The 25,005-nt window shown below is 55.7% G+C and carries 21 protein-coding genes and 2 tRNA genes; 11 read left to right on the top strand and 12 right to left on the bottom strand.

All coding sequences use genetic code 11. The features are described 5' to 3' along the window. The 3 genes from BKP64_RS03335 to rluC are packed head-to-tail and all read right to left on the bottom strand — an operon-like array spanning nt 1 to nt 2,793. Entirely contained in the window at nt 1-1,044 is a 1,044-nt protein-coding gene (locus BKP64_RS03335) for a S49 family peptidase (protein ID WP_070966017.1), read from the bottom strand. 39 nt (nt 1,045-1,083) lie between these two features. After that, nucleotides 1,084-1,731 (bottom strand): HAD family hydrolase, encoded by a 648-nt coding sequence (locus BKP64_RS03330; protein ID WP_070966015.1) that lies wholly within the window; start codon nt 1,729-1,731, stop codon nt 1,084-1,086. After that, the gene (rluC, locus tag BKP64_RS03325) at nt 1,732-2,793 is read right to left on the bottom strand and encodes a 23S rRNA pseudouridine(955/2504/2580) synthase RluC (RefSeq protein ID WP_070966012.1); all 1,062 of its coding nucleotides are present in this window, start codon (nt 2,791-2,793) and stop codon (nt 1,732-1,734) included. It lies immediately after the preceding gene. Between the two features lie 594 nt (nt 2,794-3,387). Between rluC and rne the strand changes: the two genes are divergently transcribed. After that, a complete protein-coding gene (gene rne / locus BKP64_RS03320; RefSeq protein ID WP_070966009.1) occupies nt 3,388-6,474 on the top strand; it encodes a ribonuclease E in 3,087 nt (1,028 codons plus the stop codon). 3 nt (nt 6,475-6,477) lie between these two features. Further along, entirely contained in the window at nt 6,478-7,020 is a 543-nt protein-coding gene (locus tag BKP64_RS03315) for a YecA/YgfB family protein (RefSeq protein WP_070966006.1), read from the top strand. On the opposite strand, the gene BKP64_RS03310 is transcribed toward BKP64_RS03315, so the two are convergent. After that, nucleotides 7,017-7,895: a PHP domain-containing protein gene (locus tag BKP64_RS03310; protein WP_070966003.1), complete on the bottom strand. Its 879-nt coding sequence runs from the start codon at nt 7,893-7,895 to the stop codon at nt 7,017-7,019. The two genes, BKP64_RS03315 and BKP64_RS03310, sit on opposite strands and share 4 nt — an antisense overlap. Nucleotides 7,896-8,022: 127 nt before the next feature. Here BKP64_RS03310 and BKP64_RS03305 point away from each other — a divergent pair, with 127 nt between their 5' ends. The 3 genes from BKP64_RS03305 to BKP64_RS03295 all read left to right on the top strand — a co-directional run bounded on the left by BKP64_RS03305 (nt 8,023) and on the right by BKP64_RS03295 (nt 9,411). Continuing rightward, on the top strand, nt 8,023-8,322 hold the full coding sequence (locus BKP64_RS03305) for a YciI family protein (protein ID WP_070966001.1): 300 nt from the start codon (nt 8,023-8,025) through the stop codon (nt 8,320-8,322). Between the two features lie 125 nt (nt 8,323-8,447). Next, a complete protein-coding gene (locus tag BKP64_RS03300; protein WP_070965998.1) occupies nt 8,448-9,119 on the top strand; it encodes a TIGR04211 family SH3 domain-containing protein in 672 nt (223 codons plus the stop codon). A gap of 4 nt (nt 9,120-9,123) precedes the next feature. Further along, nucleotides 9,124-9,411, top strand: coding sequence for a PilZ domain-containing protein (locus BKP64_RS03295; protein ID WP_070965995.1), 288 nt, complete (start codon nt 9,124-9,126; stop codon nt 9,409-9,411). Nucleotides 9,412-9,476: 65 nt separating this feature from the next. On the opposite strand, the gene rraA is transcribed toward BKP64_RS03295, so the two are convergent. Together rraA and ppsA are read right to left on the bottom strand one after the other, a co-directional pair. Beyond that, nucleotides 9,477-9,956 carry a ribonuclease E activity regulator RraA gene (rraA, locus tag BKP64_RS03290; protein WP_070965992.1) on the bottom strand — a complete coding sequence of 160 codons (480 nt, stop codon included), beginning with the start codon at nt 9,954-9,956 and terminating at the stop codon, nt 9,477-9,479. 27 nt (nt 9,957-9,983) lie between these two features. Further along, nucleotides 9,984-12,392 carry a phosphoenolpyruvate synthase gene (ppsA, locus tag BKP64_RS03285; RefSeq protein WP_418287585.1) on the bottom strand — a complete coding sequence of 803 codons (2,409 nt, stop codon included), beginning with the start codon at nt 12,390-12,392 and terminating at the stop codon, nt 9,984-9,986. A 143-nt stretch (nt 12,393-12,535) separates the two neighbouring features. On the opposite strand from ppsA, the gene ppsR reads away from it, so the two are divergent. Beyond that, entirely contained in the window at nt 12,536-13,351 is an 816-nt protein-coding gene (gene ppsR / locus BKP64_RS03280; protein ID WP_070965986.1) for a posphoenolpyruvate synthetase regulatory kinase/phosphorylase PpsR, read from the top strand. Nucleotides 13,352-13,429: 78 nt separating this feature from the next. On the opposite strand, the gene BKP64_RS03275 is transcribed toward ppsR, so the two are convergent. Next, nucleotides 13,430-16,354, bottom strand: a complete 2,925-nt coding sequence (locus BKP64_RS03275; RefSeq protein WP_070965983.1) for an insulinase family protein — start codon at nt 16,352-16,354, stop codon at nt 13,430-13,432. A gap of 98 nt (nt 16,355-16,452) precedes the next feature. Here BKP64_RS03275 and BKP64_RS03270 point away from each other — a divergent pair, with 98 nt between their 5' ends. From BKP64_RS03270 to BKP64_RS03260, 3 genes are all read left to right on the top strand, one after another. Then, complete coding sequence (locus BKP64_RS03270) at nt 16,453-16,914, top strand: hypothetical protein (protein ID WP_070965980.1); 462 nt, start codon at nt 16,453-16,455, stop codon at nt 16,912-16,914. A 114-nt stretch (nt 16,915-17,028) separates the two neighbouring features. Continuing rightward, entirely contained in the window at nt 17,029-18,330 is a 1,302-nt protein-coding gene (locus BKP64_RS03265; protein WP_070965977.1) for a PEGA domain-containing protein, read from the top strand. 53 nt (nt 18,331-18,383) lie between these two features. Continuing rightward, on the top strand, nt 18,384-19,481 hold the full coding sequence (locus BKP64_RS03260; RefSeq protein WP_070965974.1) for a response regulator: 1,098 nt from the start codon (nt 18,384-18,386) through the stop codon (nt 19,479-19,481). Here the strand turns inward: BKP64_RS03260 and BKP64_RS03255 are convergent. Next, complete coding sequence (locus BKP64_RS03255) at nt 19,441-20,175, bottom strand: nucleotidyltransferase family protein (protein WP_227515488.1); 735 nt, start codon at nt 20,173-20,175, stop codon at nt 19,441-19,443. The two genes, BKP64_RS03260 and BKP64_RS03255, sit on opposite strands and share 41 nt — an antisense overlap. Nucleotides 20,176-20,196: 21 nt before the next feature. On the opposite strand from BKP64_RS03255, the gene BKP64_RS03250 reads away from it, so the two are divergent. Continuing rightward, nucleotides 20,197-21,048, top strand: coding sequence for a 6-carboxytetrahydropterin synthase (locus BKP64_RS03250; RefSeq protein WP_070965972.1), 852 nt, complete (start codon nt 20,197-20,199; stop codon nt 21,046-21,048). A 118-nt stretch (nt 21,049-21,166) separates the two neighbouring features. Here BKP64_RS03250 and BKP64_RS03245 read toward each other — a convergent pair. From BKP64_RS03245 to gltX, 3 genes are all read right to left on the bottom strand, one after another. Continuing rightward, nucleotides 21,167-21,242, bottom strand: a tRNA-Glu gene (locus BKP64_RS03245). Nucleotides 21,243-21,249: 7 nt separating this feature from the next. Next, nucleotides 21,250-21,325 (bottom strand) — tRNA-Ala (locus BKP64_RS03240). Between the two features lie 116 nt (nt 21,326-21,441). Next, complete coding sequence (gltX, locus tag BKP64_RS03235) at nt 21,442-22,923, bottom strand: glutamate--tRNA ligase (protein WP_070965969.1); 1,482 nt, start codon at nt 22,921-22,923, stop codon at nt 21,442-21,444. Between the two features lie 185 nt (nt 22,924-23,108). Between gltX and BKP64_RS03230 the strand changes: the two genes are divergently transcribed. Next, nucleotides 23,109-24,041 carry a zinc ABC transporter substrate-binding protein gene (locus tag BKP64_RS03230; RefSeq protein ID WP_070965966.1) on the top strand — a complete coding sequence of 311 codons (933 nt, stop codon included), beginning with the start codon at nt 23,109-23,111 and terminating at the stop codon, nt 24,039-24,041. Here BKP64_RS03230 and BKP64_RS03225 read toward each other — a convergent pair. After that, on the bottom strand, nt 24,018-24,932 hold the full coding sequence (locus BKP64_RS03225; RefSeq protein ID WP_070965963.1) for an AEC family transporter: 915 nt from the start codon (nt 24,930-24,932) through the stop codon (nt 24,018-24,020). The genes BKP64_RS03230 and BKP64_RS03225 overlap by 24 nt on opposite strands. Between the last annotated feature and the right edge of the window lie 73 nt (nt 24,933-25,005).

Below are 25,005 nucleotides of genomic sequence, written 5' to 3'. Positions count from 1 at the left end.
TTACCGGAGCTCCAACCTGGACTCCAGCACCTGGCCCGCAAAGCCTTCACCAAAAGCGACCCCCAGCTGGTCGACAATATCCTGGAGCGGCGACTTGTGACGACTGTAATCAACCAGGTCTTCCTGGCCAATTATCTGGCGAGCAACATGGGAAGCACTGCCAAGCCCATCAATCAGACCGAGCTCCAACGCCTGCTCGCCGCTCCAGACCAAGCCACTGAAAAGCCTTTCATCGTCCGCGAGCCGCTCTCCGCGCCCTTCCTTTACTGCGGAAATAAACTGACTGTGAGTGTTCTCCAGCACGCCCTGCCAAAAGGCCACCTCTTCGGCCTGCTCGGGAGAAAACGGGTCGAGAAACGCCTTGTTTTCCCCTGAGGTATAAAGGCGACGCTCAACCCCGACTTTATCCATGATACCAGTGAACCCGAAACCACCGGCTACAACGCCAATGGAGCCAACCAGGCTCGCCCTGTTGGCATAGATTTCATCTGCAGCGGAGGCAATATAATAGGCACCGGAAGCCCCGATATCCGAGATGACCGCGTAGACCTTCTTCTCGGGATACTTCTCCCGAAGGCGTCCTATTTCATCATAGATATACCCTGACTGAACGGGACTGCCACCGGGGGTGTTGATCCTCAACAACACCGCCTTTGCGCTGACCTCCTCAAACGCAGACCTCAGGGAACCGACAATATTATCTGCGCTTGCCAGTTCATCAGCAGCAATCGGACCATTTATCTCGATCAGTGCCGTATGCTCGCCACCAGCCGAACCAACTGTGTCTCCAAACGGGAATTTGAACATAAACAGCAGCAGGAACAGGTACCCGAACGTCAGGAATTTAAAAAAGATCCCCCAGCGACGGCTCCGCCGCTGTTCTGACTGAAGAGACATCACCAGCTTTTCGATCAACTTCCAGTCTCGACCGGTTTCCGGCGGAAGGTTGGGTGATTTACGCCCGCCACGCGGCTTGCCTACACCTTCACTTTCCACAGGCTTATCGTTCCAGTCGGGTTGTTTTTCAGATTCCCAGTCAGTCATGCATACGTCCTGTCAGCAGTAATCATGTAATTGCCCAATTCAAATACCCAGAGCACGGCGAAGGTCCGGCACAGTGTCGACAATGGCAAAAGGCGAGTAATCTCCGAGCACATCACGTTTATGTACCCCCCACTCCACGCCGATTGATGGCATTCCGATTCGCTGCGCCATTTCCAGGTCATATCGCGTATCCCCCACCATAATGGCGTCGGATGGCTCAATCCCGTAGAACCGGACAATTTCCTCAAGCATTGTCGGATCCGGCTTGGAGCGGGTCTCATCTGCACAACGAGTGGTATCGAAATGCGCCCCCAGGCCACTCGATGACAGCGCGACCTCCAAACCCCGTCGACTCTTACCCGTAGCCACAGAGCACCCACGCCCGGAACCTCTGATATCGGCAACAACGTCTGCCATCCCATCGAACACATTCTGGGGCGTAGTAACTTTGGCAAAGAAATACCGTGCGTAACCCTCGCGAATAGTACTCATTTCATCGCGACTGATGCCCGGATAGAGCTTCTCGAGCGCCTCAACCATTCCCAGCCCGATGATATCCCGGTAGGCCTCACGCTGAAGTGCCGGAAAACCCAGCTCCGTCGCCGCCTGATGCAGGCTTTCAGCAATATGCTCGACAGAATCCACCAGGGTCCCGTCCCAATCAAAAATAACAACCTTAACCTTCATCTATCGATTCCTGTTGCGCGCTTCCAGCTTTTTAAGCACGTCATTAAATGCATCGTCATAGGGCGCCTCCAGACGCATGGACTCGCCAGTGACCGGCAACGCAAACTCCAGAGCCCAGGCATGAAGCATGAGCCGCTGACCACCAATGGCACGGAAGGCTTTAAGGCTCCCATCATCCATATACTTGTCATCGCCGGCAATCGGATGACCTTCCCAGGCGCTGTGAACGCGAATCTGATGGGTTCTGCCAGTGACGGGTGAGGCCTCTACGAGGCTGTAGCCCTCATAGTTCTTCAGACAACGAAACAAAGTCAGCGAGGCCTTGCCGGCCTCATCTACCTTTACCCGGCGCTCACCATTAGGCATCTCATAGCGCAGGAGAGGCACATCGACCCGGCCAACCGCCTCTGGCCAGTGCCCGGACACCAGAGCATGATAATGCTTTCGAATTCGCTTCTGACGCAGTTCTTCCTGAAGAAAACGCAGTGCGGATCGCTTCTTGGCGACCATCACCAGCCCTGACGTATCCCGGTCAAGCCGATGCACCAGCTCCAGGAAGCGGGCATCGGGCCGCGCCGAGCGCAACACTTCAATAAGCCCGAAACTGAGCCCACTGCCACCATGAACAGCGATACCGGACGGTTTGTTGACCACCAGCATCTGGTCATTCTCAAACAGGACTGCGTCCTCCATGACTCCTTGAACGCGACTCCCGGGTGCTACCTGAGCCGGCCTCTCTTTCCGCGTGATGGGCGGAATGCGGACCTGATCACCCACTCTGAGCCTGGTATCAGGTTTCACTCGACCTTTATTGACTCGAACTTCCCCCTTTCGCACCACCCGGTAGATGATACTCCTCGGCACACCGCGAAGCTGTGCAAGGAGAAAGTTGTCGACCCTCTGCCCCTCGTTATCTTCGTCAACGACAACCAACTGCACCCCCTGCCGAACCTCTTTCGGCCCATTGGTCTGCGCCCGGGGCCGGGCATTCTGAGCGGGAGGCGAGACCGCTTTCCGCAGGCGATTTCCGGCGGGTTTTCTGGGCGCGGACTTGCGGGACATGGAATTCCTCAATAACGAATAAGTGCAGGATTGAACGGCCAACCGAATACTGTTATATTCCGGCGTGCTCTGCCGTTTGTCTACGGCCTGACAGATTGGAGTCAGAAGCCGGAGCGGCAGAAGTATACCGACACTATTCGAGAGTTTGAACGCCGTATACCCAATCACTATCGGGATCGGCGCAGGAAGTGCTCCCGGAAAGCCAGGACAGACCAATGACGGCTGTGAACCTGCCTTCGGGAGAAGAAGAAAACCGTGCGGAAAACCGACGGGCGACATCGCGAAGAATCATTGCCACGCAGGGCCGGGCCGTCCAGCTTACGAATACGACGTGAGACCCAGGCACCTGAGTGAACCTGAAAACGGATAACATGCGTCAACAGACACGAACCTTACACGACCTCTTGCTGCCTGAAGGCAGCGTGACCGTCGGTGGTCTCAGACCAACAGAATCACGCCCGCCAAGGGTCTGATTCGTCTGGCTGTCGGCCTGCTCTTGATGTAGAAGAGCCCCACAGCACGCACATCCTGCTTCGCTGATGCGATCCTCCTAGGTTTTCTGTCAAAATTAAACGACAGGAACTCTTTCTTTCCATGAAAAGAATGCTTATCAATGCAACTCATCCTGAAGAGTTGCGCGTCGCTTTGGTCGACGGCCAGCGTCTGTTCGACCTTGATATCGAATCCAGCTCACGCGAGCAGAAAAAAGCCAATATTTACAAAGGCCGCATCACTCGAGTCGAGCCCAGCCTTGAGGCAGCTTTTGTCGATTTCGGTGCCGAGCGCCACGGCTTCCTGCCCCTGAAGGAAATCTCAAAGGAATACTTCAAGAAATCACCCGGCCAGATCGACGGCAAGGTCAACATCAAGGATGTGGTCTCCGAAGGCCAGGAAGTCATTATCCAGGTCGATAAAGAAGAGCGTGGCAACAAGGGCGCAGCCTTGACCACGTTTATCTCCCTTGCCGGGCGCTATTTGGTGCTGATGCCCAACAACCCCCGGGCGGGCGGAATTTCACGCCGTATTGAGGGCGATGAGCGAGCCCAGCTTAAAGAAGCCATGAACGACGTCCAGGTGCCCAAGTCTATGGGCATCATCGTACGAACCGCCGGCATCGGGCGCACCACGGAAGAGCTCCAGTGGGACCTCGACTATCTGGTGCAATTCTGGGAAGCCATTACCCAGGCTGCCGGCGAACGCAAAGCGCCGTTTCTGATTCACCAGGAAAGCAACGTCATCATTCGGGCGGTACGGGATTACCTCCGCCAGGACATTGGCGAGGTGTTGATCGACGCTAACGGCGTATACGAGGACGTGCTGAACTTTGTGCGGGCCGTAATGCCGACCTTCGAGAACAAGATCAAGCTGTACCGGGATGAAATCCCCCTGTTCAGCCGCTACCAGATTGAAGGCCAGATCGAGACCGCATTCCAGCGGGAAGTGAAGCTGCCGTCGGGCGGCTCGATCGTCATTGACCCGACCGAAGCCCTGGTATCTATCGACATCAACTCTTCTCGTGCCACCAAAGGTCACGATATTGAAGAAACAGCGCTTCAGACCAACCTGGAAGCAGCCGAAGAAATAGCGCGCCAACTGCGTCTGCGCGACATGGGCGGCCTGATCGTAATCGACTTCATCGATATGACCCCGGCCAAACACCAGCGCGAAGTCGAGCAGAAAATGCGCGAAGCTCTGGAAATCGATCGCGCCAGGGTTCAGGTAGGCAAAATCTCCCGTTTCGGACTGCTGGAAATGTCACGCCAGCGTCTGCGCCCCTCTCTTGGGGAAACGCGCAGTGAAGTATGCCCCCGTTGCGAGGGCCAGGGTACGATTCGGGGTATCGAATCGCTGGCACTGAGCATCATGCGCCTGATCTATGAGGAGTCCTCAAAGGACAAGACTGGCGAGGTCCGTGCCGTGGTTCCGGTATCAGTAGCCACCTTCCTGCTAAACGAAAAACGCAAGCAGCTGGCCGATATTGAAGCTCGCCAGGAAGTCAGCGTTGTTGTGGTCCCGGTTCCGCACATGGAGACGCCGCACTTCGAAATCCTGCGCATGCGCGAAGACGAGACCACGCCGGAGCACATTTCCAGCCATCAGGTGGCCCAGGAATACAGCGAACGCGAAGAAGAAGTTCTTGAAACACCAACGGCTGAGCGCCCTGCCCGCGAACAGGCTGCCGTAAAAGCAATTCGCCCGAGCGCACCAGCCCCGACACCTGCGGCAAAACCGGCTCAGGAATCCGAGCAGGAAGAAGGGCTCTTCCGACGCCTGGGCCGGAAGATTTCCGACTTTTTCGGCGGTGATGAAGAGCAGCCTTCAGAAGCGCGAGACAAAAGCAAAGCCGCGCGTGAAGACCGCCGCACCCAAGACCGCCAGGACCGCCGCAAGTCCCGTGTAGCGCGTGATGACCAGCGTTCCGGCACCGGCAACCGGAGTGGCAATGATCGTCGCAGGGGTAGCCAACAGAGCCGCGGCGACGACAATCGCGGACGTAACCGTACCGACGACCAGAACCGCAGCAGCCAGAACCGCCCGACTACCGATAAGAGTGCCGAGAACAAAGGCGGTGACAGTAAAGGTGGCGACAGCAAGGGTGGCCAGGGCCGCAGTCGGGGTCAAGGTCGCAGTAAACCTCAGCGCGAACAAAAAGAGGTTCGCGAGCAGAAAGATCAGCAGGATACTGCGAAAAAGCCAGCCAGCAGTGAAAAGAGTGCGGGCGCGGGTGCGGTTGAAGAAAAACGCCGCAAGCCACGCCGCCAGCGTGGCCGGGACGGCTCTCCGACGGAAGCACCCTCTTCCACTCCGGCAGACCGCAAGGCTGCGCGCAGCGACATACACCAGAAAGATACCCAGCCAGAGCAACCGCTGGACGCTGGCACACCAGAGGTTAAGGCGGCAGACGAGCAGCAGAACAGCCGTGGCAAACAGGCTTCGCCTGAGAAGCCTCAAAATGGCAAGCAGCCACAAACGTCAGAGGCCCCAGTAGCTCCGAAAACAGAAAAACCGGAACAGCCCAAGGCGCCGCAGGAAACTCCCCCCCAGGAGGAGCCGAAGCAGGCCAAGCCGACCGCAAAATCGGAGAGCCCCAAGGCCTCGCCCAAGGCGGACGAATCGCCAGAGCCGAAGGGTGCCGAAAAGGCGGAGGCGAAGGCAGAAGCCAAAGTCGACAAAGCGACGACTGCGGAAGTATCAGAGAATAAGCCTAAGCCGGCGAAACCCGAAGCCAAAGCGGAAGCCAAAGCCGACCGGAAACCGGCTGCCAAGGCAGAGCGCCCCAGCGAGCCTGCCAAGGACCAGGAGCAGGAAACTACCCAGCCAGCCGAGAAGGTTGCAGAAACCACGGCTGAAGCGGAAAAGGTGGAAACCAACGCCGGAAACGAGGCGAGGCCGGAGGCCAAAGCATCCCAACCTGAGGCTCAGGAGCAAAAGGCACCAGAACAGGAAAAGCCCAAAGCCGAGACTCCGGAACCGAAACCTGCCGCCGCACCGGCAACCGACACCCATCTCGAAAGCGAGAGGGCGGCAAAACCGGTCAGCATGGATTCGGATCAGGCCAAGCCTGAAGAGCAGCCAGGAGTCGACGTCCCGGTAACACCCGGCCGCGCCTACAACGATCCCAGAGAAGTCCGTAAGCGCCAACGCGCTGCGGAAGCGGCCAAGAAAGCCGGGAGTAACTGAAGAATGCTATCGAACTCCGACATTGAAGCACTGGAAGACATCCTTTTTGCCGAACCCTGGGGGGAGGATGCTCTCGACTTTTTCGGCCTGCACGGGGTCGTTTGCGCCAGTGTAGTCGGTCCGAGTGAGCTGCAGGCGGAAGAAATCTTTCGCCTCGCCACCGGCACTGATGCAGTGCCTGGTGGCGAGATTCCCGAAATCTTTAGCCGGTGCATCAGACAGCTGGCCGCCGATATGGCCTACTCTCTCGACATGGGGCAGGCCCTGGAATTACCCGAGCCGGAAGATGATGATCCGATGAATGCCCTGGAAAACTGGTGCGCGGGGTTCGTGGACACCTTCCTTGAACATGAGGAGGAATGGCTCGACGCCGCCAGTGAGGAAGAAACCGCAGACTTGATGGTGCCTATGCTGACCTTGTCTGGACTGTTCGACGACGAAGACTTCCAGAAAGTTCGCAACAGCGACAAGCTGTCACGGCAAATGGCCGATGCCATTCCAGACTCACTGACTGACCTCTACCTCTTGTTCCACGCACCGGATTAAACCGGCGCAGGCTCTCCAAGAGGTGTTCTGAAATGATGCCAGACCGGCTCCAGCCCGTCTGGCATTTTCATGATGCGGCCGAGTTCACACCAGGGTGCACCTGGAAAGTGGAAATCACTGCCCTGGGACGCCAGCAATTTCTCCTTACGGCAGAGTTCCGCCACAAATCCAAGATCCCCACTGGACTGACCTGAGGTGCAAACCTCAATACTCCGCCCTCCAGCGCGACGAAAATCCGCAGTCAGCTCCCTTAGCTTGGTGGCTGTCAGCTGGTACTTGCGAGGATGGGCCAGAACGGCTATCCCACCCGCTTCGTTGATCCAGCTAACCACCTCGGGCAACTCTGGCCAGTAGGCCTTTACATCTCCGGGTTTTCCGTTGCCCAGATAACGCTTGAAGGCTTGCGCCCCATTACGGACAACACCCGCCTGCACCAGCACCTCTGCAAAATGTGGACGGCCCGGCACGTCACCGCCAGATGCACCGGTAGCGCGCTGCAACAAATCGGGAACATTGAGCTTACTCAAACGCTCAGCGATCATTCGGGCCCTCGCCCACCGATTCTCGTTCTGCCGTTCCAGCGCATTAAGAAACCGCTCGTCCTGCCCGTTAAAATCCAGACCGACAATATGAATGGTTCGACTCTTCCAAAGACAGGACAACTCAATCCCCGGAATGAGGGCAAGGCCCTGCTCCCGGGCGGAAGCTTGCGCCTCTACCAGACCCGAGATTGTGTCATGGTCAGTCAGTGCCAGGTGGGTTACCCCCCGCTCAGCAGCCCGGGCAACCAACGCAGACGGCGCCAGTGCGCCGTCGGAAGCGGTACTGTGGCAGTGCAGATCGATGCACAAACCGGGGTCTTGCGGTATAGTCACGAAAAATCCTGAATCAGGTGATTGGCAATGGTGTCAGCTCAGCAGCCAGTGTACCAGTCATGCCTCGAACCTGTATTACATCCGGCTACCAGATTTTCTGGCAATCAAACGAATAACGGAGAGCAGTATGCACTATGCCATTATCAGTGAGGATGTCGCGAACAGCCTTCCTCAACGCCAAGCCGCCCGTCCCGCTCATCTTGAGCGCCTGCAGGCACTGAAAGCCGAAGGTAGATTGCTCGTTGCAGGACCACACCCTGCCATAGATACTCCCGATCCCGGAGAAGCGGGTTTCACCGGGAGCCTCGTCGTAGCAGAATTCGATTCACTGGAGGCAGCGCAGGCATGGGCGGACGCAGACCCCTATATTGAAGCCGGGGTTTATGAGAAAGTCATCGTCAAGCCTTTTAAGGCCGTGCTGCCCTGACCTGATTGTCCGGCAGCATGAGCTTATTGTAATGGTGGTCCGTTTGAACGGTCGACCAGCTGTGACAAAATTGCGCTCTAAATGACCGACAGCTTTTTACTTGTCCAACTCAGGGAACATAACCAGTGACGCCTTTTCGTCTCCTTATCAGTGTGCTCTTCGCTCTGTCCTCGGTAGCTGCAGCCCAGGCCAAGACCGCTTGGGTTGATGATCAGCTATACCTACCTGTGCGTGCCGGTGCCGGCACTCAATACCGGATTATCGAGAATGCTGTCCCCAGTGGGACGCCGCTGGAGGTGCTGGAGACCACGGACTCAGGATACACCCGCGTGCGAACGCCCAAGGGAACCGAAGGCTGGGTTTCAAGCCAATACCTGAGCGATACGCCTATCGCTGCCGATCGGCTCCAACAGGCTAACCGCCAACTGGAACAGACCCGTAATGAGTTGACTCAATTGAAAGAGCAGCTTGCCGAGGTCACAAAAGAAAGAAATTCTCTGGAAAGCTCCGAGTCATCGTTGTCTAATCGGTCAGAGGCACTGCAGGAGGAGTTGCAACGGATCAAAAGTATCGCCGCGGACTCAATTAACCTGGAACGCCGGAACCGCGAGCTTCGCGAGGAAAATCAGAAGATCCGTAACGACCTGGAAGTGCTGACTGCAGAGAATGAACGCCTGGAAGCCAGCAAAGAATCCGATTTCATGTTGCTGGGAGCTGGCCTGGTCTTGGGCGGAGTATTATTGGCACTGATCATTCCGATGCTCAAACCCACAAGAAAAACCGACAACTGGGCGTAATCTCATGAAAGATTATTCGGAAAAGAGAGACTTTCACCGAATGCAGGTGAACTCGGAAATTGAGATCACTGACAGTTCGGGCGAAACCTTCAGAGGCACCTGCCGGGACCTTAGCGCGACTGGTATGCAGCTCTTCGTGAAACGCCCAGTCTCAATAGGAGAGGAACTGACAACGGTTCTTCACTCCAACGGTGATCAGATTCCACCACTGGAAACGGTATGTGAAGTAGTGCGTTGCGACGAAGAGGGCGACGGCTACCTCCTCGGCACAACCATCAACGAGGTGACCTGACCGGTCACCCCGCAAGAGACGCCGCCGGAACGCACTCTTAACCGCGTTCCGTGGCTCCGGAGGTCTCAGACCAGAGGCTTCTCGGACACAATGATGCCATTGTTATCGGCATAAACGTAGTGCCCGGGGTGAAACGTTACCCCGTGAAACGTTACAGGAACATTCAGGTCGCCAATACCACGCTTCTCGGTTTTCCTTGGCACCGTGCCCAAGGCCTGAACACCCAGGCTGGTCTGGCCAATCTCGTCAACGTCCCGAATGCAGCCATAGATAACCAGCCCCGCCCATCCGTTTTCCGCTGCTTTTTCTGCCAGCATGTCACCCAGAAGCGCATTTCGCTTTGAGGCACCTCCATCAACAACCATGACCCGGCCGTTACCCGGCTGTCCTACCTGCTCCTTGACCACAGAATTGTCCTCAAAGCACTTCACGGTTACTATTTCGCCACCGAATGCCTTGTGACCACCATAATTGTTGAAGCCCGGCTCGACCACCTGAACGGCCGGAAATTCATCACACAGATCTGGTGTAATAATACTTGCCACGTTGTCTCTCCTTTTCCGGGGAATATCTCAGTCGATCTTTTCGTCAGCCAGGAAGAACCAGGTGTCCAGCACGGAGTCCGGGTTCAGTGACACAGAATCGATGCCCTGGTCCATCAGCCACTTCGCGAGATCCGGGTGGTCCGAAGGCCCCTGCCCGCATATACCAATGTACTTACCCGCTTTCTTGCACGCCTGTATAGCACTGGCAAGCAGAGCTTTCACGGCGTCGTTACGTTCGTCAAAGAGGTGCGCAATGATGCCGGAATCCCGGTCCAGACCCAGAGTAAGCTGGGTCAGGTCATTAGAGCCAATGGAGAAGCCGTCAAAGTGCTCCAGAAACTGATCCGCCAACAAGGCATTGGCCGGCAACTCACACATCATGATCACACGAAGACCATTCTCACCGCGCTTGAGACCATTTTCTGCCAGCAGGTTTACAACTTGCTCAGCCTCACCAACAGTCCGCACAAAGGGCACCATGACTTCCACATTTGTCAGGCCCATCTCATTGCGTACCTTTTTCAGAGCACGGCATTCCAGCTCAAAACAGTCGCGGAAGGTCTCGGAGATGTAACGGGACGCACCACGGAAACCGAGCATGGGGTTTTCTTCATCCGGCTCGTACAGGGTACCGCCGATGAGATTGGCATATTCGTTGGACTTGAAATCCGATAGCCGAACAATCACTTTCTTCGGTGCAAACGCGGCGGCCAGCGTAGATATGCCTTCCACCAGCTTATCAACATAAAAATCCACGGGTGAGCTGTAGCCGGAGATCCGCTTCTCGACCGTCTGCTTGATATCTCGGGGCAGACCGTCAAAGTTCAACAAGGCCTTGGGATGCACACCAATCATCCGGTTAATGATGAACTCCAGACGGGCCAGACCAACGCCTTCGTTTGGCAGCGCCTGGAAATCAAAGGCACGATCCGGATTGCCGACGTTCATCATGATCTTGAAGGGTATGTTGGGCATCGAATCAACAGTGTTTTCACGCAACTCAAAGTCCAGTGCGCCCTCGTAAATCAGCCCGGTATCACCCTCAGCACAGGACACTGTCACTTCCTGGCCATCCTTAAGCAGCTCCGTGGCATCGCCACAACCAACCACCGCCGGAATGCCCAGCTCCCGGGCAATAATCGCGGCATGGCAAGTCCGGCCACCGCGGTCAGTCACGATAGCGGACGCCCGCTTCATCACCGGTTCCCAGTCCGGGTCGGTCATGTCGGTAACCAGCACATCGCCAGCCTGAACACGATCCATTTCCTTGATGCTGGTGATGATCTTCACCGGACCACTGCCAATTTTGTGACCAATGCTGCGGCCTTCCACCAGAACCTTACCGGTTTCATTCAGCAGATAGCGTTCCATCACATTTGCGGAGGCACGGCTTTTGACTGTTTCCGGCCGAGCCTGAACGATATAGATCTTGCCGTCATCGCCATCCTTCGCCCACTCGATATCCATCGGGCGCTGGTAATGCTTTTCGATGATCATTGCCTGTTTGGCCAGCTCCTCCACTTCCGCATCAGTAATACAGAAACGGTTCCGCTCTTCCTGCTCGACCTTGACGGTTTCAACAAACTCGCCCTCGCCCGGGCTGGTGTGATAAACCATCTTGATCGCTTTGCTTCCGAGGTTGCGGCGCAGTACAGACGGGCGCCCCGCTTCAAGAGTGGGCTTGTGAACATAAAACTCATCCGGGTTTACCGCACCCTGTACCACCGTTTCACCGAGCCCGTATGAGGCGGTGACGAAAACCACGTCACGGAAACCGGACTCGGTATCGAGGGTAAACAACACGCCACTGGACGCTGTTTCGCTTCGCACCATTTTCTGGATACCTGCAGACAGCGCAACCAGCTTATGATCAAAGCCATGGTGAACCCGGTAAGAAATAGCCCGGTCATTGAACAACGATGCGAAAACCTCTTTCACCGACGTTCGTACCTGCTGCAGGCCGACTACGTTCAGAAAAGTCTCCTGCTGCCCTGCAAAAGAGGCATCCGGCAAATCTTCAGCAGTAGCAGACGAGCGAACGGCCACTGCCATATGCTCGTTGCCGGCCTGGAGCTTCGCATAGGACTCCTTCAAGGCGTTTTCAAGAACGTCCGGGAAGTCGGTATCGATGATCCACTGACGAATCTTGGCGCCAACCCGGGCCAGTTCGTTGACATCGTTTATATCCAGCGCATCCAGTGCATTGTCGATCTTGTCTTTCAGTCCGTCGGTGGCCAGGAATTCGCGATATGCGTGGGCTGTTGTCGCAAAACCACCGGGAACCGTAACACCTGCGTTGGCGAGATTACTGATCATTTCACCGAGAGAGGCGTTCTTGCCGCCCACCCGGTCAACATCGGACATTCCCAGGTGATCAAACCAGATAATGTAATCTTCCAAAGCACGTCTCCCTTGAGTCTGTGAAGCAAAGAGCATAACCGGGCCAGCGATATCTAGCGGTAAAAGCGGGCAATATCCACTGCGGAGTCTCGAACTTGGCGTGTATGATACTGTAACCTGCGGGAATTACCTAGGGACCTTGCCATGTCCCGGCAAAAAACGGAACCGGATAAAACACCATGAAACGTACTGCCTTCTTTATCTCCGATGGTACTGGCCTGACCGCCGAGGCACTTGGCCACAGCCTTCTGGCTCAATTTGAAAAAATAGAATTTGAACGGGTGACCGTACCCTATATCGATGATGAGGAGAAAGCCCGGGATATGGTTAAGCGGATCAACAAAGCCGCTGAAACCGACGGTGCCCGGCCATTGGTTTTCGATACGATTGTCAATGGCGATATCCGTGAGATCATCGCTGACGCGGAAGGCTTCATGGTGGATATTTTCGGAACCTTCCTCAATCCGCTGGAGCAGGAGCTGCAATCATCGTCCTCCTACACCGTTGGAAAATCCCATTCCATCAACAATGAGGGCAGTTATGAGCGGCGGATCAAAGCCGTGAATTTTGCGCTCGATAATGATGATGGCGCACGCACCCGGCACTACGACGAAGCGGACCTGATTCTGGTCGGTGCATCTCGCAGTGGCAAGACGCCTACCTGCCTCTATCTGGCACTGCAATATGGCGTGAAGGCGGCCAACTACCCGATTACAGAGGAAGATCTAGCGGACCAGCAGATACCCGGCGCGCTGAAACCCCACAAGGAGAAGATCTTCGGCCTGACAATAGACCCCGAGCGTCTGGCGACTATCCGCAACGAACGCCGTCCGAATTCGCGTTACTCCTCCATCAAACAATGCATGCATGAGATTGAAGAAATCGAACTGATGTATCGCCGCGAACGTATCCCGTACCTGAATACTACCGCCTACTCGGTGGAAGAAATCTCCACGCGAATCATGGTAACCACCGGTCTCAAACGAAATCGCTGACTCTGCCACTCCCCCCAGAGAACATAAAAAAAGAGGACCAGCAGGTCCTCTTTTTTGTGACTGACAACAAAGGAGCGATTACATCTCCTCTATCGCCAGCCCCAGCTCTTCTGCCACTTTCCGGTTGTCCGGGCTGGTTACCACTGCGGTACTCGCCTTTTCCGGGATCAACCAGGTACTGGCCACTCTTTTCAGGTCGTCCAGAGTCACGGATAGCACTCGCTCGCGGAAACGTGCCCGCTGTTCAGGGCTGCGGCCGAACAACCGGTTATGGAACGCATGACGCGCCGCTCCGGCGGGCGAGCGGGGCCGGTCCAGTTGCCCGATAACACCCAGGATCGATTCTTCCAGTTCCTGATACTCGTGATCGGTTTCCTGCAACCATACCAAGGCATTATCAAAATCATCCAGTGTCTCGGCAAGTCGGGGATCCCGGTACGAAAAGAACCGGAACGTTCCGTTCACACTATCCTGTCCGGCACCCCCGCCATAGGCACCTCCTTTCTCACGGATTGTCCGGTGCAGGTAACCATTGCGCAGGAACCCCCCAAGGACCGTCAATGCTGGCGCATCCGGATGGTCCACCGGCACGGTGCTGTAGGCCTTGGCACAGAAATTAACCTGCGTGGACGTCAGCCAGGCCTCCCGGGTGGTGTAGCTTACCGGTTCCATCTGCCAGCCTGACCGGTCTGCACCTGCCTCACCCTGCCAGCAGGATTTGAGATCATCGACCATGGCCGGAAGCTGGTCATCTTCACCAATTACAAGGAACTGACGACTCTGACTACAGATTTTTTCGTGTAACGCAGACAGTTTCTGGCAAAGTGCGTCCAGCTCTTCCGGATCTTTCAGGGCCTGATCCAGCTGTTTGGTTCCGCGGATGCCCGCCAGGCCGCCCAGGCGGAAAGACAACCAACCACCTGGACTCATACCTTGTGCTGCGGCACCCATGGCCAGGGCATGACCACTGCCTGTCACCGCCTGCTCACGACGGGTTCGGATCTGGGCAATAATTTCCCGAATGCGGTCCTTTTCGTCAAAACGAGCGCCGGTGCAAAGGTCTTTCAGAAGACGCGTGAGTGATCCTCGGTTCCTTGCCAGAGCCTTTCCATTAAAGATGATATAACCGGACAAATCCTGCACATCATCAATCCGGCCTTTGGCACTGAAAGCAGCACCAATACCACCAGACTCGGCTGAAATCCGGTCCTGCATCTGGAGGTAGTCCAGGTCGCCACAACCAACTTCTGATATCAGCGTTGTGTAGTAGGGAATCAGGAGCAGTTCTTCGTCCGACATGTCAGGTACTGGCAGCACCACCTGCTCGTAGACCAGCCCATTGGTTCCACGGGCATAAACGGTGGCAGAGATGTCCCCATAAAACCGGCCTTCCGGTTCCGGCATCTGCAACGGCACATCGGAGAGGTCCACCTTGGGAAGTATGGAGTCGTCATCCTTGCGCATCTGGCGCTCTTCAAGGGCCTTTGCCCTCTCAACAATCTGTTGCACCTCGCCGTCAGTCAATGCTGCCTTCCGGCGGGCCAGCGCTTCACGGATCGCTTCCTGGCGACGATTTTCCAGTTTCTCATCCGGACGCAGTGTCAGAGTAACCCGGTGCGGGTTATCCAGCAGCTTCTTGCGGATCAGATTCGGCACATACTGAGGATCCCTGATCTTCTCGCGGAGCGTTGCCAGCACAGGTTCAAGATCAAGGAGCTCCACGGGATCACCGCCATGCACCATAGGCGCAATTGCACTCATAATCAGTTGCAGCCCATAGGGGAACTGATCACCGGCAATCTCTCGCTGGTGCAACTCAAGCTGGTGCAGGATGGCCTCCAGGCGTTCCTCGCTGACACCGGTTTCGACCACTTTCAGCAAGGTCTCCTCAATCAGCGACTCAAACTCTTTCTGCCTTTCCGGTTCACTGCCTTCGATACCGCAGACAAAGGTCATTTCCCGGTTGGAATCCTCCAGACCGCACATAGGTGACGGCGCATGACCAAGGTCTGTGGTTTCCAGCGCGCGCATTAACGGAGAGGCGCTGTTCTCCAGCAAGACGGCAGAGAGCAGTTGGCTTTCCAGATTCTCCTGCAGCTCGAAACTGTGGCCCAGCAGCCAACCCATAACGATATGAGTCTTGTGATCCGTACCCTCACCTTCATTCACCGCGTAAGCCTGGTCCACCCGCTCCGGTGCAAACATGCGCTTTTCGTCGCGCACCGGCAACTCAATTTCAAGGCGATCAAAGCGCTTGAGCGCCAGCTCCTCGAACCGCTCGTGGTGTTCAAAGGCCGGGATGTTGCCGTACGTTGCAAAAATGGCATTGCTGGGGTGGTAATGATGGCGATAGAAGTTCACCAGGTCGTCATAACTGAGATCGACAATATGATCCGGCTCACCGCCACTGTTAAAGTGATAAGTCGTGGTCGGGAACAGATGACTACTCAGATTCTGCCACAATTGAGAGGTCGGCGAGCTCATGGCCCCCTTCATTTCGTTATAAACGACGCCTCTATATACAAGATCGGTTTTCGGATCTTCCGGCTTCTCGAATTCAAGGCGATGCCCTTCCTGAGCGAAATCCAGCGGATCCAGCTTGGAAAAGAACACAGAGTCCAGGTAGACCGACAGAAGGTTATCGAAATCCTTCCGGTTCATACTGGCGAAGGGGTACGCGGTCCAGTCGCTGCTGGTAAAGGCATTCATGAAGGTGTTCAGGGAACGGTGGATCATCATGAAGAATGGATCCCGAACAGGGTAGCGTTCGCTGCCGCACAACGCCGTATGCTCGAGAATATGAGCGACGCCCGTCGAATCCATGGGGAATGTCCGAAGCGCAACGAAAAAAACATTCTCGTCGTTGTCTGCTGCCAGGTGCAGGTGGCGGGCACCGGTCTTCTTGTGGCGATATTCCTCAACATCAAGATTGAGGGTGCTAATCCGGTGACTTCGAAGCTTCTCGAAGGCGGGATGGATTGCGTTGTCGATCACTGCAGCCATTCAAACTTTCCTGTCTTTAACGATTAGAGACTTGTAGGGTAACACGTAGTTTCGATTATCATGCACAGTCCAGCAGCGATAAGGTAGCCCTGCGATTCATGACCACCAACTCACCGCACACCAAGGTCGTTGACGCCCCGGAAGTCGCCGCTTACTGGGCAGAACGACGCAAGTACCTTGAGCGTATCCAAAAGGTACCGGAAATCAGACAGCGCTTCTGGCGCCAAGTTGCAATCTACCTTCTGCGCCGGATTCTCTGGTCTTTCGGATTCTTCCCGATCTTTATTGCCTTCTGGATTCCCTTTGTCCTGTCCAGCTTTAACCCTGTAGTCATGGCCTCCGACCTCATCCCCCTGCTGCAGGAGTTTGTGAACTCCAACCCGGAAGTTCAGGCAACTACCCTCAGCACTCTGACCATTGCGTGGGCATCCATCGGGTTTATCTTCCTGGTGTTTGACTTCGTCCTTACCCCCTTCCATTCACCCTATGAATACGAAGCCGATGTGTACATGAGATCATGGGAACAGCTCAACCATGATCAGCTTCCGGACAAAATGTGATTTGGCCTGCATTCTACGTAACTTAAGACACTTTCTGTTACATAACGTTGCAGGCACTGGTTAAGATGAGGAGATAGACAGGAATTCAGGAATGTAGAATTAAGAGGTTTTATCATGGTCGATTTCAGACCACTTCTTTTCCTCAACGCACTGGCACTGATGCTGCTCGTAACGGCCGGGTTCGCATCTGTCCGCGAAGACCAGAAGATAGCGTCTGCGGCATCCGCCCCCCTGTCCGGGCCGCAGAAGCCTGAACCTGAAACCGCTGTCACAAGAGCTGGGACTGACCCGAAACCTGAAAACGATATGCCATTGATTACCCGGGAAGCGATGCCAGTTCCCGCGCCGCAAGCCGAGCGATTTACCATTCCTCCGATGCCGGATGAACCCACAGTGCTCGCCGTTGCGGAACCGCCAGCCGCTATGCCGGCCCTCGGCAACGAGCCCTCCACTCCGGCAGCCGAAACCACCCGAGAGCCCGCACAAACGGGGTTACTCGTTCTACGCTCCAACGTGGTTGGGGATACCGTCACCGTTAACGGTGAACCTTATGGTGCAACCCGACTGGACCTGCCACTCAAACCCGGAGAGTACGAGGTCACCATCAGTAAGGAGGGCTTCAAACCCTGGAACGAGACGGTAGCACTGGAAGCCGGCAGCGAACTGACCCTTGTGGCCAGGCTTGACGCCTACACCACCGTCAATTATCAGACGGGCACGTGGGTTGGGGGCATAAAGACCGGTGACGGAACCTATGAAAATAAAGAAGGGCTGCGCTATGAAGGCCATTTCACCAATGGTGATTTTCACGGCAAAGGCACTGCCTGGTATCCGGACGGTAGTCGCTATGAAGGCGACTGGTCACAAGGGCAGCGGGAAGGCGAAGGCAGCTGGCGCGGCGCAGATGGTTCACGGTATTCGGGTGAATTCCGCGCTGATCAGTTCAACGGCAAGGGAACGCTTACCGAGGCCAACGGTGACATTCTGACCGGACAATGGAAAGACGGCCACCTCAATGGCCATGGCTCGCTGACGACAGCGGATGGCATGCTTTACGTAGGCGGTTTTCGCGATGATGAGTTTCATGGTCGAGGCTCCCTGACCTACCCGGATGGCCGACACTATGAGGGCGAGTTCTCCAACGGCGCCTTCCATGGCACCGGATCGGAAATCTTCGCAGACGGCAAAAAATACGAAGGCGAATACATCGAAGGAAAGTTCCACGGTCAGGGCCTGCTTCGCAACCCGAATGGCAGCTCCATTCAGGCAACGTTTCGACACGGCGAACCCTATGGGCAGGTTCGCCTGACCACTGCGGCTGGTGAAGTATTCACTGCCCGCACCACAGAACCCGGTGTTTGTTATCGGGACAAGAGCTACCGGGCCACCCAATGCCCGAGACTGGAAGGCTGGTAACACGGATCAGCCCGATAACACATGCGTTTGCAGTAACCGATTGAGGTAGTGACATGGCGATCAAGAACGCTCTGCTGGTGGACGACTCAAAAGTGGCACGATTTGCCCTGAGCAAGCTGCTGGAAAATCGCGACATGGAAGTAAACATGGCCAGTTCTGCAGAGGAAGCCCTGGACTTCCTGAACAGTAATGGGCGCCCGGACGTTATCTTTATGGATCACCTGATGCCGGGCATGAATGGTGTCGAAGCAACAAAGGCGATCAAAGGCAACCCCGATACTGCCGCTATCCCAATCATCATGTGCACTTCCAAGAAATCATCTTCGTTTATGCAAGAAGCGAGAAATTTCGGGGTCTATAACATCCTCACCAAGCCGCCCCACACTGACAGATTGAGCCTGGTACTGGAGCAGCTGGACAAGGATGTTATTGACGGGACACTTCCGGAAGCTCCAGCCGCCGGGATTGAGAACGACAGTGAAGCCGACCAGCCTGCAAGCCTTCCTGAAAATGCCTCAGTTGAAATGTCACTGAAATCGGATAGAGAGCCCTCAGACAATGGCAGCACCGCCGCAAATGTAGTGCCTCTGACCAGTGACCTGATTGAGCAGATTGCCCGCTCAGCGGTTAAAACCCACGTCAATAACCGCCTGCATGAGCTGCTCAGTTCCCTGTTCGACGAGCAATTTGACCACCTGAAACGAGCGCTGGATGAATCCCGCAACAAGCAGGAATCAACCATCGATGAAAAACTGACGGCCATGACCGGGCTCGTTGAAGAACGCACAGCGAATTTGCGCGATGAGGTGGCAGCCGAAGTAAACCTCAACCTGGGTCGGGAGCTGGCAGATCTGAAAAAAGAACTGAAGCGCAATTCCGGTTTCACCAGTGAGCATATGGCGGAATTGAAAGATCACATTACCAGCGTGCAGACCATCGATACCGAGTTCTGGCAAACGCTGCAATCCGAAGCAATCCAGCAGGCGCACGAAATTTCCCGGGAGACCGCTGAGGATATCGCGCAACGCACGATCGACCTATTTGTCACACAACAACGTTCGTCGGCCTCCAGGGTTTATACGATGGGGCTCGCCGTCAGCCTTGGTATTTTCAGCGTCGGGATTGCCTGGTTGGCTGGCCTGTTTGGCTAAGCCGGTACTTTATCCGATACCAGTCTTCCGGTGTGTCCACATCGTCGTGGACCCCCGGAATATCAACCCGGGTTGCCGCCACTTCAGCAAGTACACCCCCAGCGCCGCGATCGCCGGTCAGGGTCAACAGCTCCGGCCACAGCCATCGTGGCAGATAAGCAGGTACGCCCGGTCTACCGTTATAATCCGCTGCCAGTGGCTGTCCTGGCAAGAAGCGAGCAGCTTCTCCAAACGCCCTGAGTGAGGCGATGTCCAGCATCGGCTGGTCTGCCAGCAAAATAAACACGCCCTTTGCCTTGGGCCCGACACTGGCGATGCCAGCTACCAATGAAGCCGCGAGTCCTTCTTGCCAGTCCGGCGCTTTAATCCAGGCCGATGGCTGCGCGCTGCAACGAAAGCGGATGAGCGGGTAACCTGCGCCACAAACCACACGCACATCCCGACTCAGGCTACGCCCCAGGTCTATCGCCCTGTCGAGCAGTATGCCCTGCTGAAACGCAAGAGGCAGAAGTGCTTTTGATCGACCCATGCGACTGGAAGCGCCAGCGGCAAGGATGATTGTCGGAAACTCCTGATCGTCTGCAAAAGGTGAGAAGTTGATAATGAAAGTACCGATAGCAAGAAGTAATGGAGCCTGAAGCGATGCCAGACTGCTGCACTCACTGATTTTTGCTAGAATTCGCCAATCATTCAACCATACCCGCCCGGATCTTTGATGAATCACCTCTTTGTAGACAACCTGACCGTTATTGATTTCGCCTACCTGGACCCGACCAGAGGGCTGGTAGGCGAAAGCTGGATCGCGGACGTGGTACTCGGAGGAGAGCTCGACGACCAGGGCATGGTGTTCGATTTCAGCAATGTAAAACGCACCATCAAACGGGTGATCGACGAACGGGTGGATCACCGGCTTGTCATCCCCCGTGGCTATGCAGGCCTGTCCTGGAACGAGGATGAACCAGATACTTTCCACTGGGCCCTGACCGACGGCAGCAAGATAATTCATCGCTCCCCGGATGAAGCGGTGGTGTGGCTGTCTGCCGAGCGCGTGGTTCCGTCCGCGGTTGCCACCTTGCTCGAACATGAGCTCAAAGCGGTGCTTCCTTCGAATGTTATCTCGGTGGACATCCATTTGCGGGAAGAAGTCATTGAGGGCGCCTACTACCACTACGTGCACGGCCTGAAGAAGCATCTGGGCAACTGCCAGCGTATCGCCCACGGTCACCGCTCTCCTATTCGCATCGATCGTAACGGGCACCGGGATTACGACCTTGAGCGCCAGTGGGCCAGGCTGTGGCGGGACATCTATGTGGGCTCAGAGGAAGACGTGGTCAGGCGCCATGTGGGTAACGACGGAGTGCGGTATGTCACGTTCGAGTATGAAGCGAATCAGGGGGAGTTCGCCTTGACCCTCCCCGAGGAACGCGTCTATATGTTGGACACAGACACTACCGTAGAATTGATTGCCGCCCATATTGCCGAAAAACTCAAGGTGGAGTTCCCGACTGACACGATCCGGGTAAAAGCTTACGAAGGCGTTGGCAAGGGAGCTATCGCCTCCCGCTAGGGTCAGGCGAGCCCTCAGAGCTCTGAGGGCTATGCCGATGATTTCTGCAGGCACAAAAAAACCGCTCGAAGGCGGTTTTTTTGATGGCTTTCCGGTGGACTAAACCGTAAAGCCGTATTGGCGTCCCCTAGGGGGTTCGAACCCCTGTTGCCGCCGTGAAAGGGCGGAGTCCTAGGCCACTAGACGAAGGGGACTAGAAATTGGTGGAGCCAGGCGGGATCGAACCGCCGACCTCAACACTGCCAGTGTTGCGCTCTCCCAGCTGAGCTATGGCCCCTCAACGGCTGCGTATATTAAGGATCCGCCCTATGGGCGTCAACCTTTAACCCACACTTTTTTTCAGTTTTCTGAACATCCCTGCCCATGCCGTTCATTTCTTCACCAAAGCGGTTATTAAGCACCCAGAGCCACGTACTCTTTCTCCACTTTTTTGGTTTCTTTCTTGGAGAAACCACCCAATATTTCCAGAGCATGACGCAGACGGGAACGGGTCATGTCCGGCCCCAGAAGGTCCATGGAGTCCATGACCGACCAGGAATTCGGCGTACCGGCGATGGCCACGAAAATGGAAAACATAAAGTCGCCCATTTTCAGCTCCATGGCCTTGGCCAGAAATTTCACATCTGCAAAAATGTTCTCCTTGGTCCAGTGGCGTTGCGCCTCAAGCTTCCAGAGCGTGAACTGGAGCACGCGTTTAATCTGGGCCTCATCCAGTTTATTGTGCGCAAAGTCTTCCGGAGTCAACTTCAACAGGCCGGAGAACATGAACTGCGCCATGGGGGCGACGTCCGAAAACACCTCCGCCCGGCCCTTGATATGTGGCACCAGGGCCTTCAGAGCATCCTCATTGAACCACCACTGACGCATACGCTCCATGAACTGCTCTTCAGTCAGTTCATCCCGCAGCCATTGGCCGTTGAGCCAGCGAAGCTTCTCCACATCAAAGACAGGACCACCCAGAGAAACACGCTGGATGTCGAAGTTCTCAATCATCTCATCAAGCGTGAACTTCTCGCGCTCATCCGGCATAGACCAGCCCATTCGGCCCAGATAATTGGTAACCGCCTCCGGCAGGAAGCCCATCCGCTCATAGAAGTTGATGCTGGTAGGGTTCTTACGCTTTGATAACTTGCTCTTGTCCGGATTGCGCAACAGTGGCAAATGACACAATTCAGGCATATCCCAGCCGAAGTACTGGTACAGCAACTTGTGCTTGGGCGCGGAGTTAATCCACTCTTCCCCACGCAGGACGTGAGTAATAGCCATTCTATGGTCATCGACCACATTGGCCAGGTGATAGGTGGGCATGCCATCTGACTTAAGCAGTATCTGACAATCCACCTGGGCCCAGTCGATTTCAATAGTGCCTCGAAGCATATCCTGGATTTCGCAAATGCCTTCATCCGGCACTTTCATGCGAATAACGTGGGCTTCGCCGGCGTCCAGGCGACGCTTCACCTCCTCTTCCGAGAGCTCCAGATCACCCTTGATGCCCGGATTCAGGCCGTTGGCCTTTCGCTCTTCCCGGATGGCCTCCAGCTCTTCCGGCGTCCGGAAGCAATAGAACGCGTGACCGGCCGTAACCAGATCCTCGGCATACTGTTTGTAGGAATCCTTGCGTTCGGACTGCCGGTACGGCCCATGAGGGCCACCGACATCGGGACCCTCATCCCAGTTCAGGCCCAGCCAGCGCAGCGCCTGAAGGATGTCACGCTCGGACTCTGCGGTGCTGCGAGCCTGATCGGTGTCTTCAATTCGCAGAATAAACTGACCGCCATGCTGGCGGGCAAAGCAGAGATTGAAGAGGGCCACGTAGGCGGTACCAACGTGAGGGTCACCAGTGGGTGACGGAGCAATTCGGGTACGTACAGTCATGAAACCTTCCTGAAAAATCGGTGGCCGTTTGATAAAGCGGGCATTATACCGGCCATCGTCAGGTTTCGCATGATCAGGAAGTTAATGAGGGCACCACAAAACACCAGCGAAAGTTTCTTTTGTCGACACCCGACCAATTTGTTATATTATAACATTACACATTGCATCGCAGGATCTCATTTATCATGCGCGTTCCCGGAAAAGTACTTTCTTTGGCACTCGGTGCCAGCACTCTTTTGATCAGCGGCGCTCTGCAAGCCGAAACCCGCATTGTCACCTCCATCAAACCGGTTGAGCTGATTGTCAGTGCGATCGCCACGGAAGACATGCAGACAACGAGTCTGGTCCCGCCCGGCTCCAGCCCACACAACTACTCCATGAAACCGTCCCAGCGTCAGGCATTGGAAAATGCCGACGTAATTTTCTGGGTGGGGCCCGATATGGAGAGTTTTCTGAACCGTCTTCTCTCCGGCCACGAATTCAGTGGTCGAACGGTTGCCCTGATGGACACCGAGCAAGACCACAGGGAAGACGTCAATGAAGAGCAGTACCACGATGGGGGGCACGGCCACGGTCATGACCATAGTGACGGCGAAGACCCTCACATCTGGGTGGACCCGGAACTGGCCATCGAAATGGCCGAAACCATACGCGATGCCCTCGCGGCACTGGAGGGCGTTGACGCCGCCGCGCTGAACGAGAACCTTGAGCAGTTCAAAGTCAGCGTTCGAGAGACAGATGGCAACATTCGCGAACGTCTCATGCCAGCGCGCGACATCAGTCTGTTCTCCTATCATGAGGCCTTTACGCGGTTCGCAGAACACTATGAATTGAAGCTGGAAGGTGTTCTCACACTGAATCCCGAGCTGTCACCGGGGGCACGCCACATCGCTGAGATTCAGGCAAAACTGCGCAATGCCAACCACCCCTGCCTGCTCACCGAACCCCAGTTTAACCGCCAATGGTGGCGCTCGATCACTGAGGACCTGGACGTCACTTTCAGCACCTGGGATCCGCTGGCTACGGACATCGAAGTAACGCCGGACGGCTACAACAACTTTCAGCAAAGCATTGTCGACGCCGTGCTCGAGTGCCTACCAGAGAATACCGAGCACTAAAGGAATAGAGACGATGGCCAGCAAGGTCTGGCCACTGATGATGCCGGCCATCAAGGGGGCATCGCCTCCCAACTGGCGAGCAAGAATGTAAGCGGAGGTGGCCGTGGGAAGTGCAGCCAGCAGAACCGCAACCTGCACCATCATCCCCTCAAGCCCCAGCATCAATGCCAACCCTGCGGTCATCATCGGAAACCCCACCAGCTTCAGCACGGATGAAACGATGAAAGGTAAGGAAGCTCCTCTAAGGGCTTTGAGCTGCAGACCCGCACCAACCGTCATCAAACCCATCGGCAATGCCAGGTTGCTGAGAGGCTCGAGAATGCCGCCAATCAGTGGGTGAAACCCGATCTCGAAGAAACTCCAGACTACCCCGATCACCGAGCCCACGATCAACGGGTTGGTTACAATCGCCTTGAATACCGGCACCAACTTTACTGGTCCGTCGGTGGCTACCAGCGAAAACATCAGTATGCAAAGCAGATTGAGCAGCGGAACCATGATGGCGACCGCAATTGCGGTCAAAGACAGGCCCTCATCCCCCAACAGCATACCGCCGGCTGCCAGCCCCACGTAGGAATTGAAACGGATGGCACCCTGATAAACCGAAGAGAACACCGGGCCGGGCCAATGCCAGAACCACTGCGCCAGCACCAGGGCCAGCGTCATTGCGATCAGCATGGCGCAGATCAACATGGCAATGTCGCCGTAGGCAGAAGCTGGCAGCCGGGCCTGCCCCAGTTTGAACACCAGCATGGCGGGGAATAGCACGTAATAGGTAAACCGTTCTGCTCGTGGCCAGAAATCCCCCCCCGGGAAATCCCAACGACGGAAAAGATGCCCCAGCACAATCAACACAAAAACAGGCAGCAGCGCCTGAATCATAACCGGCATAGAATTACTCCAGAACAACGACTTTAATGCTTAACGACAGGCAGAGTCATAACCCGGCTGCAATCCGGTATTC

This window comes from Marinobacter salinus (assembly GCF_001854125.1).
In the GTDB taxonomy this organism is placed as follows: domain Bacteria; phylum Pseudomonadota; class Gammaproteobacteria; order Pseudomonadales; family Oleiphilaceae; genus Marinobacter; species Marinobacter salinus.
This window is presented reverse-complemented; position numbering and strand designations above follow the sequence as displayed.

Bases quoted from the DNA above. Each gene is read 5' to 3' on its own strand.
- BKP64_RS03335 (WP_070966017.1), bottom strand. From the start codon at position 1,044: ATGACTGACTGGGAATCTGAAAAACAACCCGACTGGAACGATAAGCCT.
- BKP64_RS03330 (WP_070966015.1), bottom strand. From the start codon at position 1,731: ATGAAGGTTAAGGTTGTTATTTTTGATTGGGACGGGACCCTGGTGGAT.
- rluC (WP_070966012.1), bottom strand. From the start codon at position 2,793: ATGTCCCGCAAGTCCGCGCCCAGAAAACCCGCCGGAAATCGCCTGCGG.
- rne (WP_070966009.1), top strand. From the start codon at position 3,388: ATGAAAAGAATGCTTATCAATGCAACTCATCCTGAAGAGTTGCGCGTC.
- BKP64_RS03315 (WP_070966006.1), top strand. From the start codon at position 6,478: ATGCTATCGAACTCCGACATTGAAGCACTGGAAGACATCCTTTTTGCC.
- BKP64_RS03305 (WP_070966001.1), top strand. From the start codon at position 8,023: ATGCACTATGCCATTATCAGTGAGGATGTCGCGAACAGCCTTCCTCAA.
- BKP64_RS03295 (WP_070965995.1), top strand. From the start codon at position 9,124: ATGAAAGATTATTCGGAAAAGAGAGACTTTCACCGAATGCAGGTGAAC.
- ppsA (WP_418287585.1), bottom strand. From the start codon at position 12,392: ATGCTCTTTGCTTCACAGACTCAAGGGAGACGTGCTTTGGAAGATTAC.
- ppsR (WP_070965986.1), top strand. From the start codon at position 12,536: ATGAAACGTACTGCCTTCTTTATCTCCGATGGTACTGGCCTGACCGCC.
- BKP64_RS03275 (WP_070965983.1), bottom strand. From the start codon at position 16,354: ATGGCTGCAGTGATCGACAACGCAATCCATCCCGCCTTCGAGAAGCTT.
- BKP64_RS03270 (WP_070965980.1), top strand. From the start codon at position 16,453: ATGACCACCAACTCACCGCACACCAAGGTCGTTGACGCCCCGGAAGTC.
- BKP64_RS03265 (WP_070965977.1), top strand. From the start codon at position 17,029: ATGGTCGATTTCAGACCACTTCTTTTCCTCAACGCACTGGCACTGATG.
- BKP64_RS03260 (WP_070965974.1), top strand. From the start codon at position 18,384: ATGGCGATCAAGAACGCTCTGCTGGTGGACGACTCAAAAGTGGCACGA.
- BKP64_RS03250 (WP_070965972.1), top strand. From the start codon at position 20,197: ATGAATCACCTCTTTGTAGACAACCTGACCGTTATTGATTTCGCCTAC.
- gltX (WP_070965969.1), bottom strand. From the start codon at position 22,923: ATGACTGTACGTACCCGAATTGCTCCGTCACCCACTGGTGACCCTCAC.
- BKP64_RS03230 (WP_070965966.1), top strand. From the start codon at position 23,109: ATGCGCGTTCCCGGAAAAGTACTTTCTTTGGCACTCGGTGCCAGCACT.
- BKP64_RS03225 (WP_070965963.1), bottom strand. From the start codon at position 24,932: ATGCCGGTTATGATTCAGGCGCTGCTGCCTGTTTTTGTGTTGATTGTG.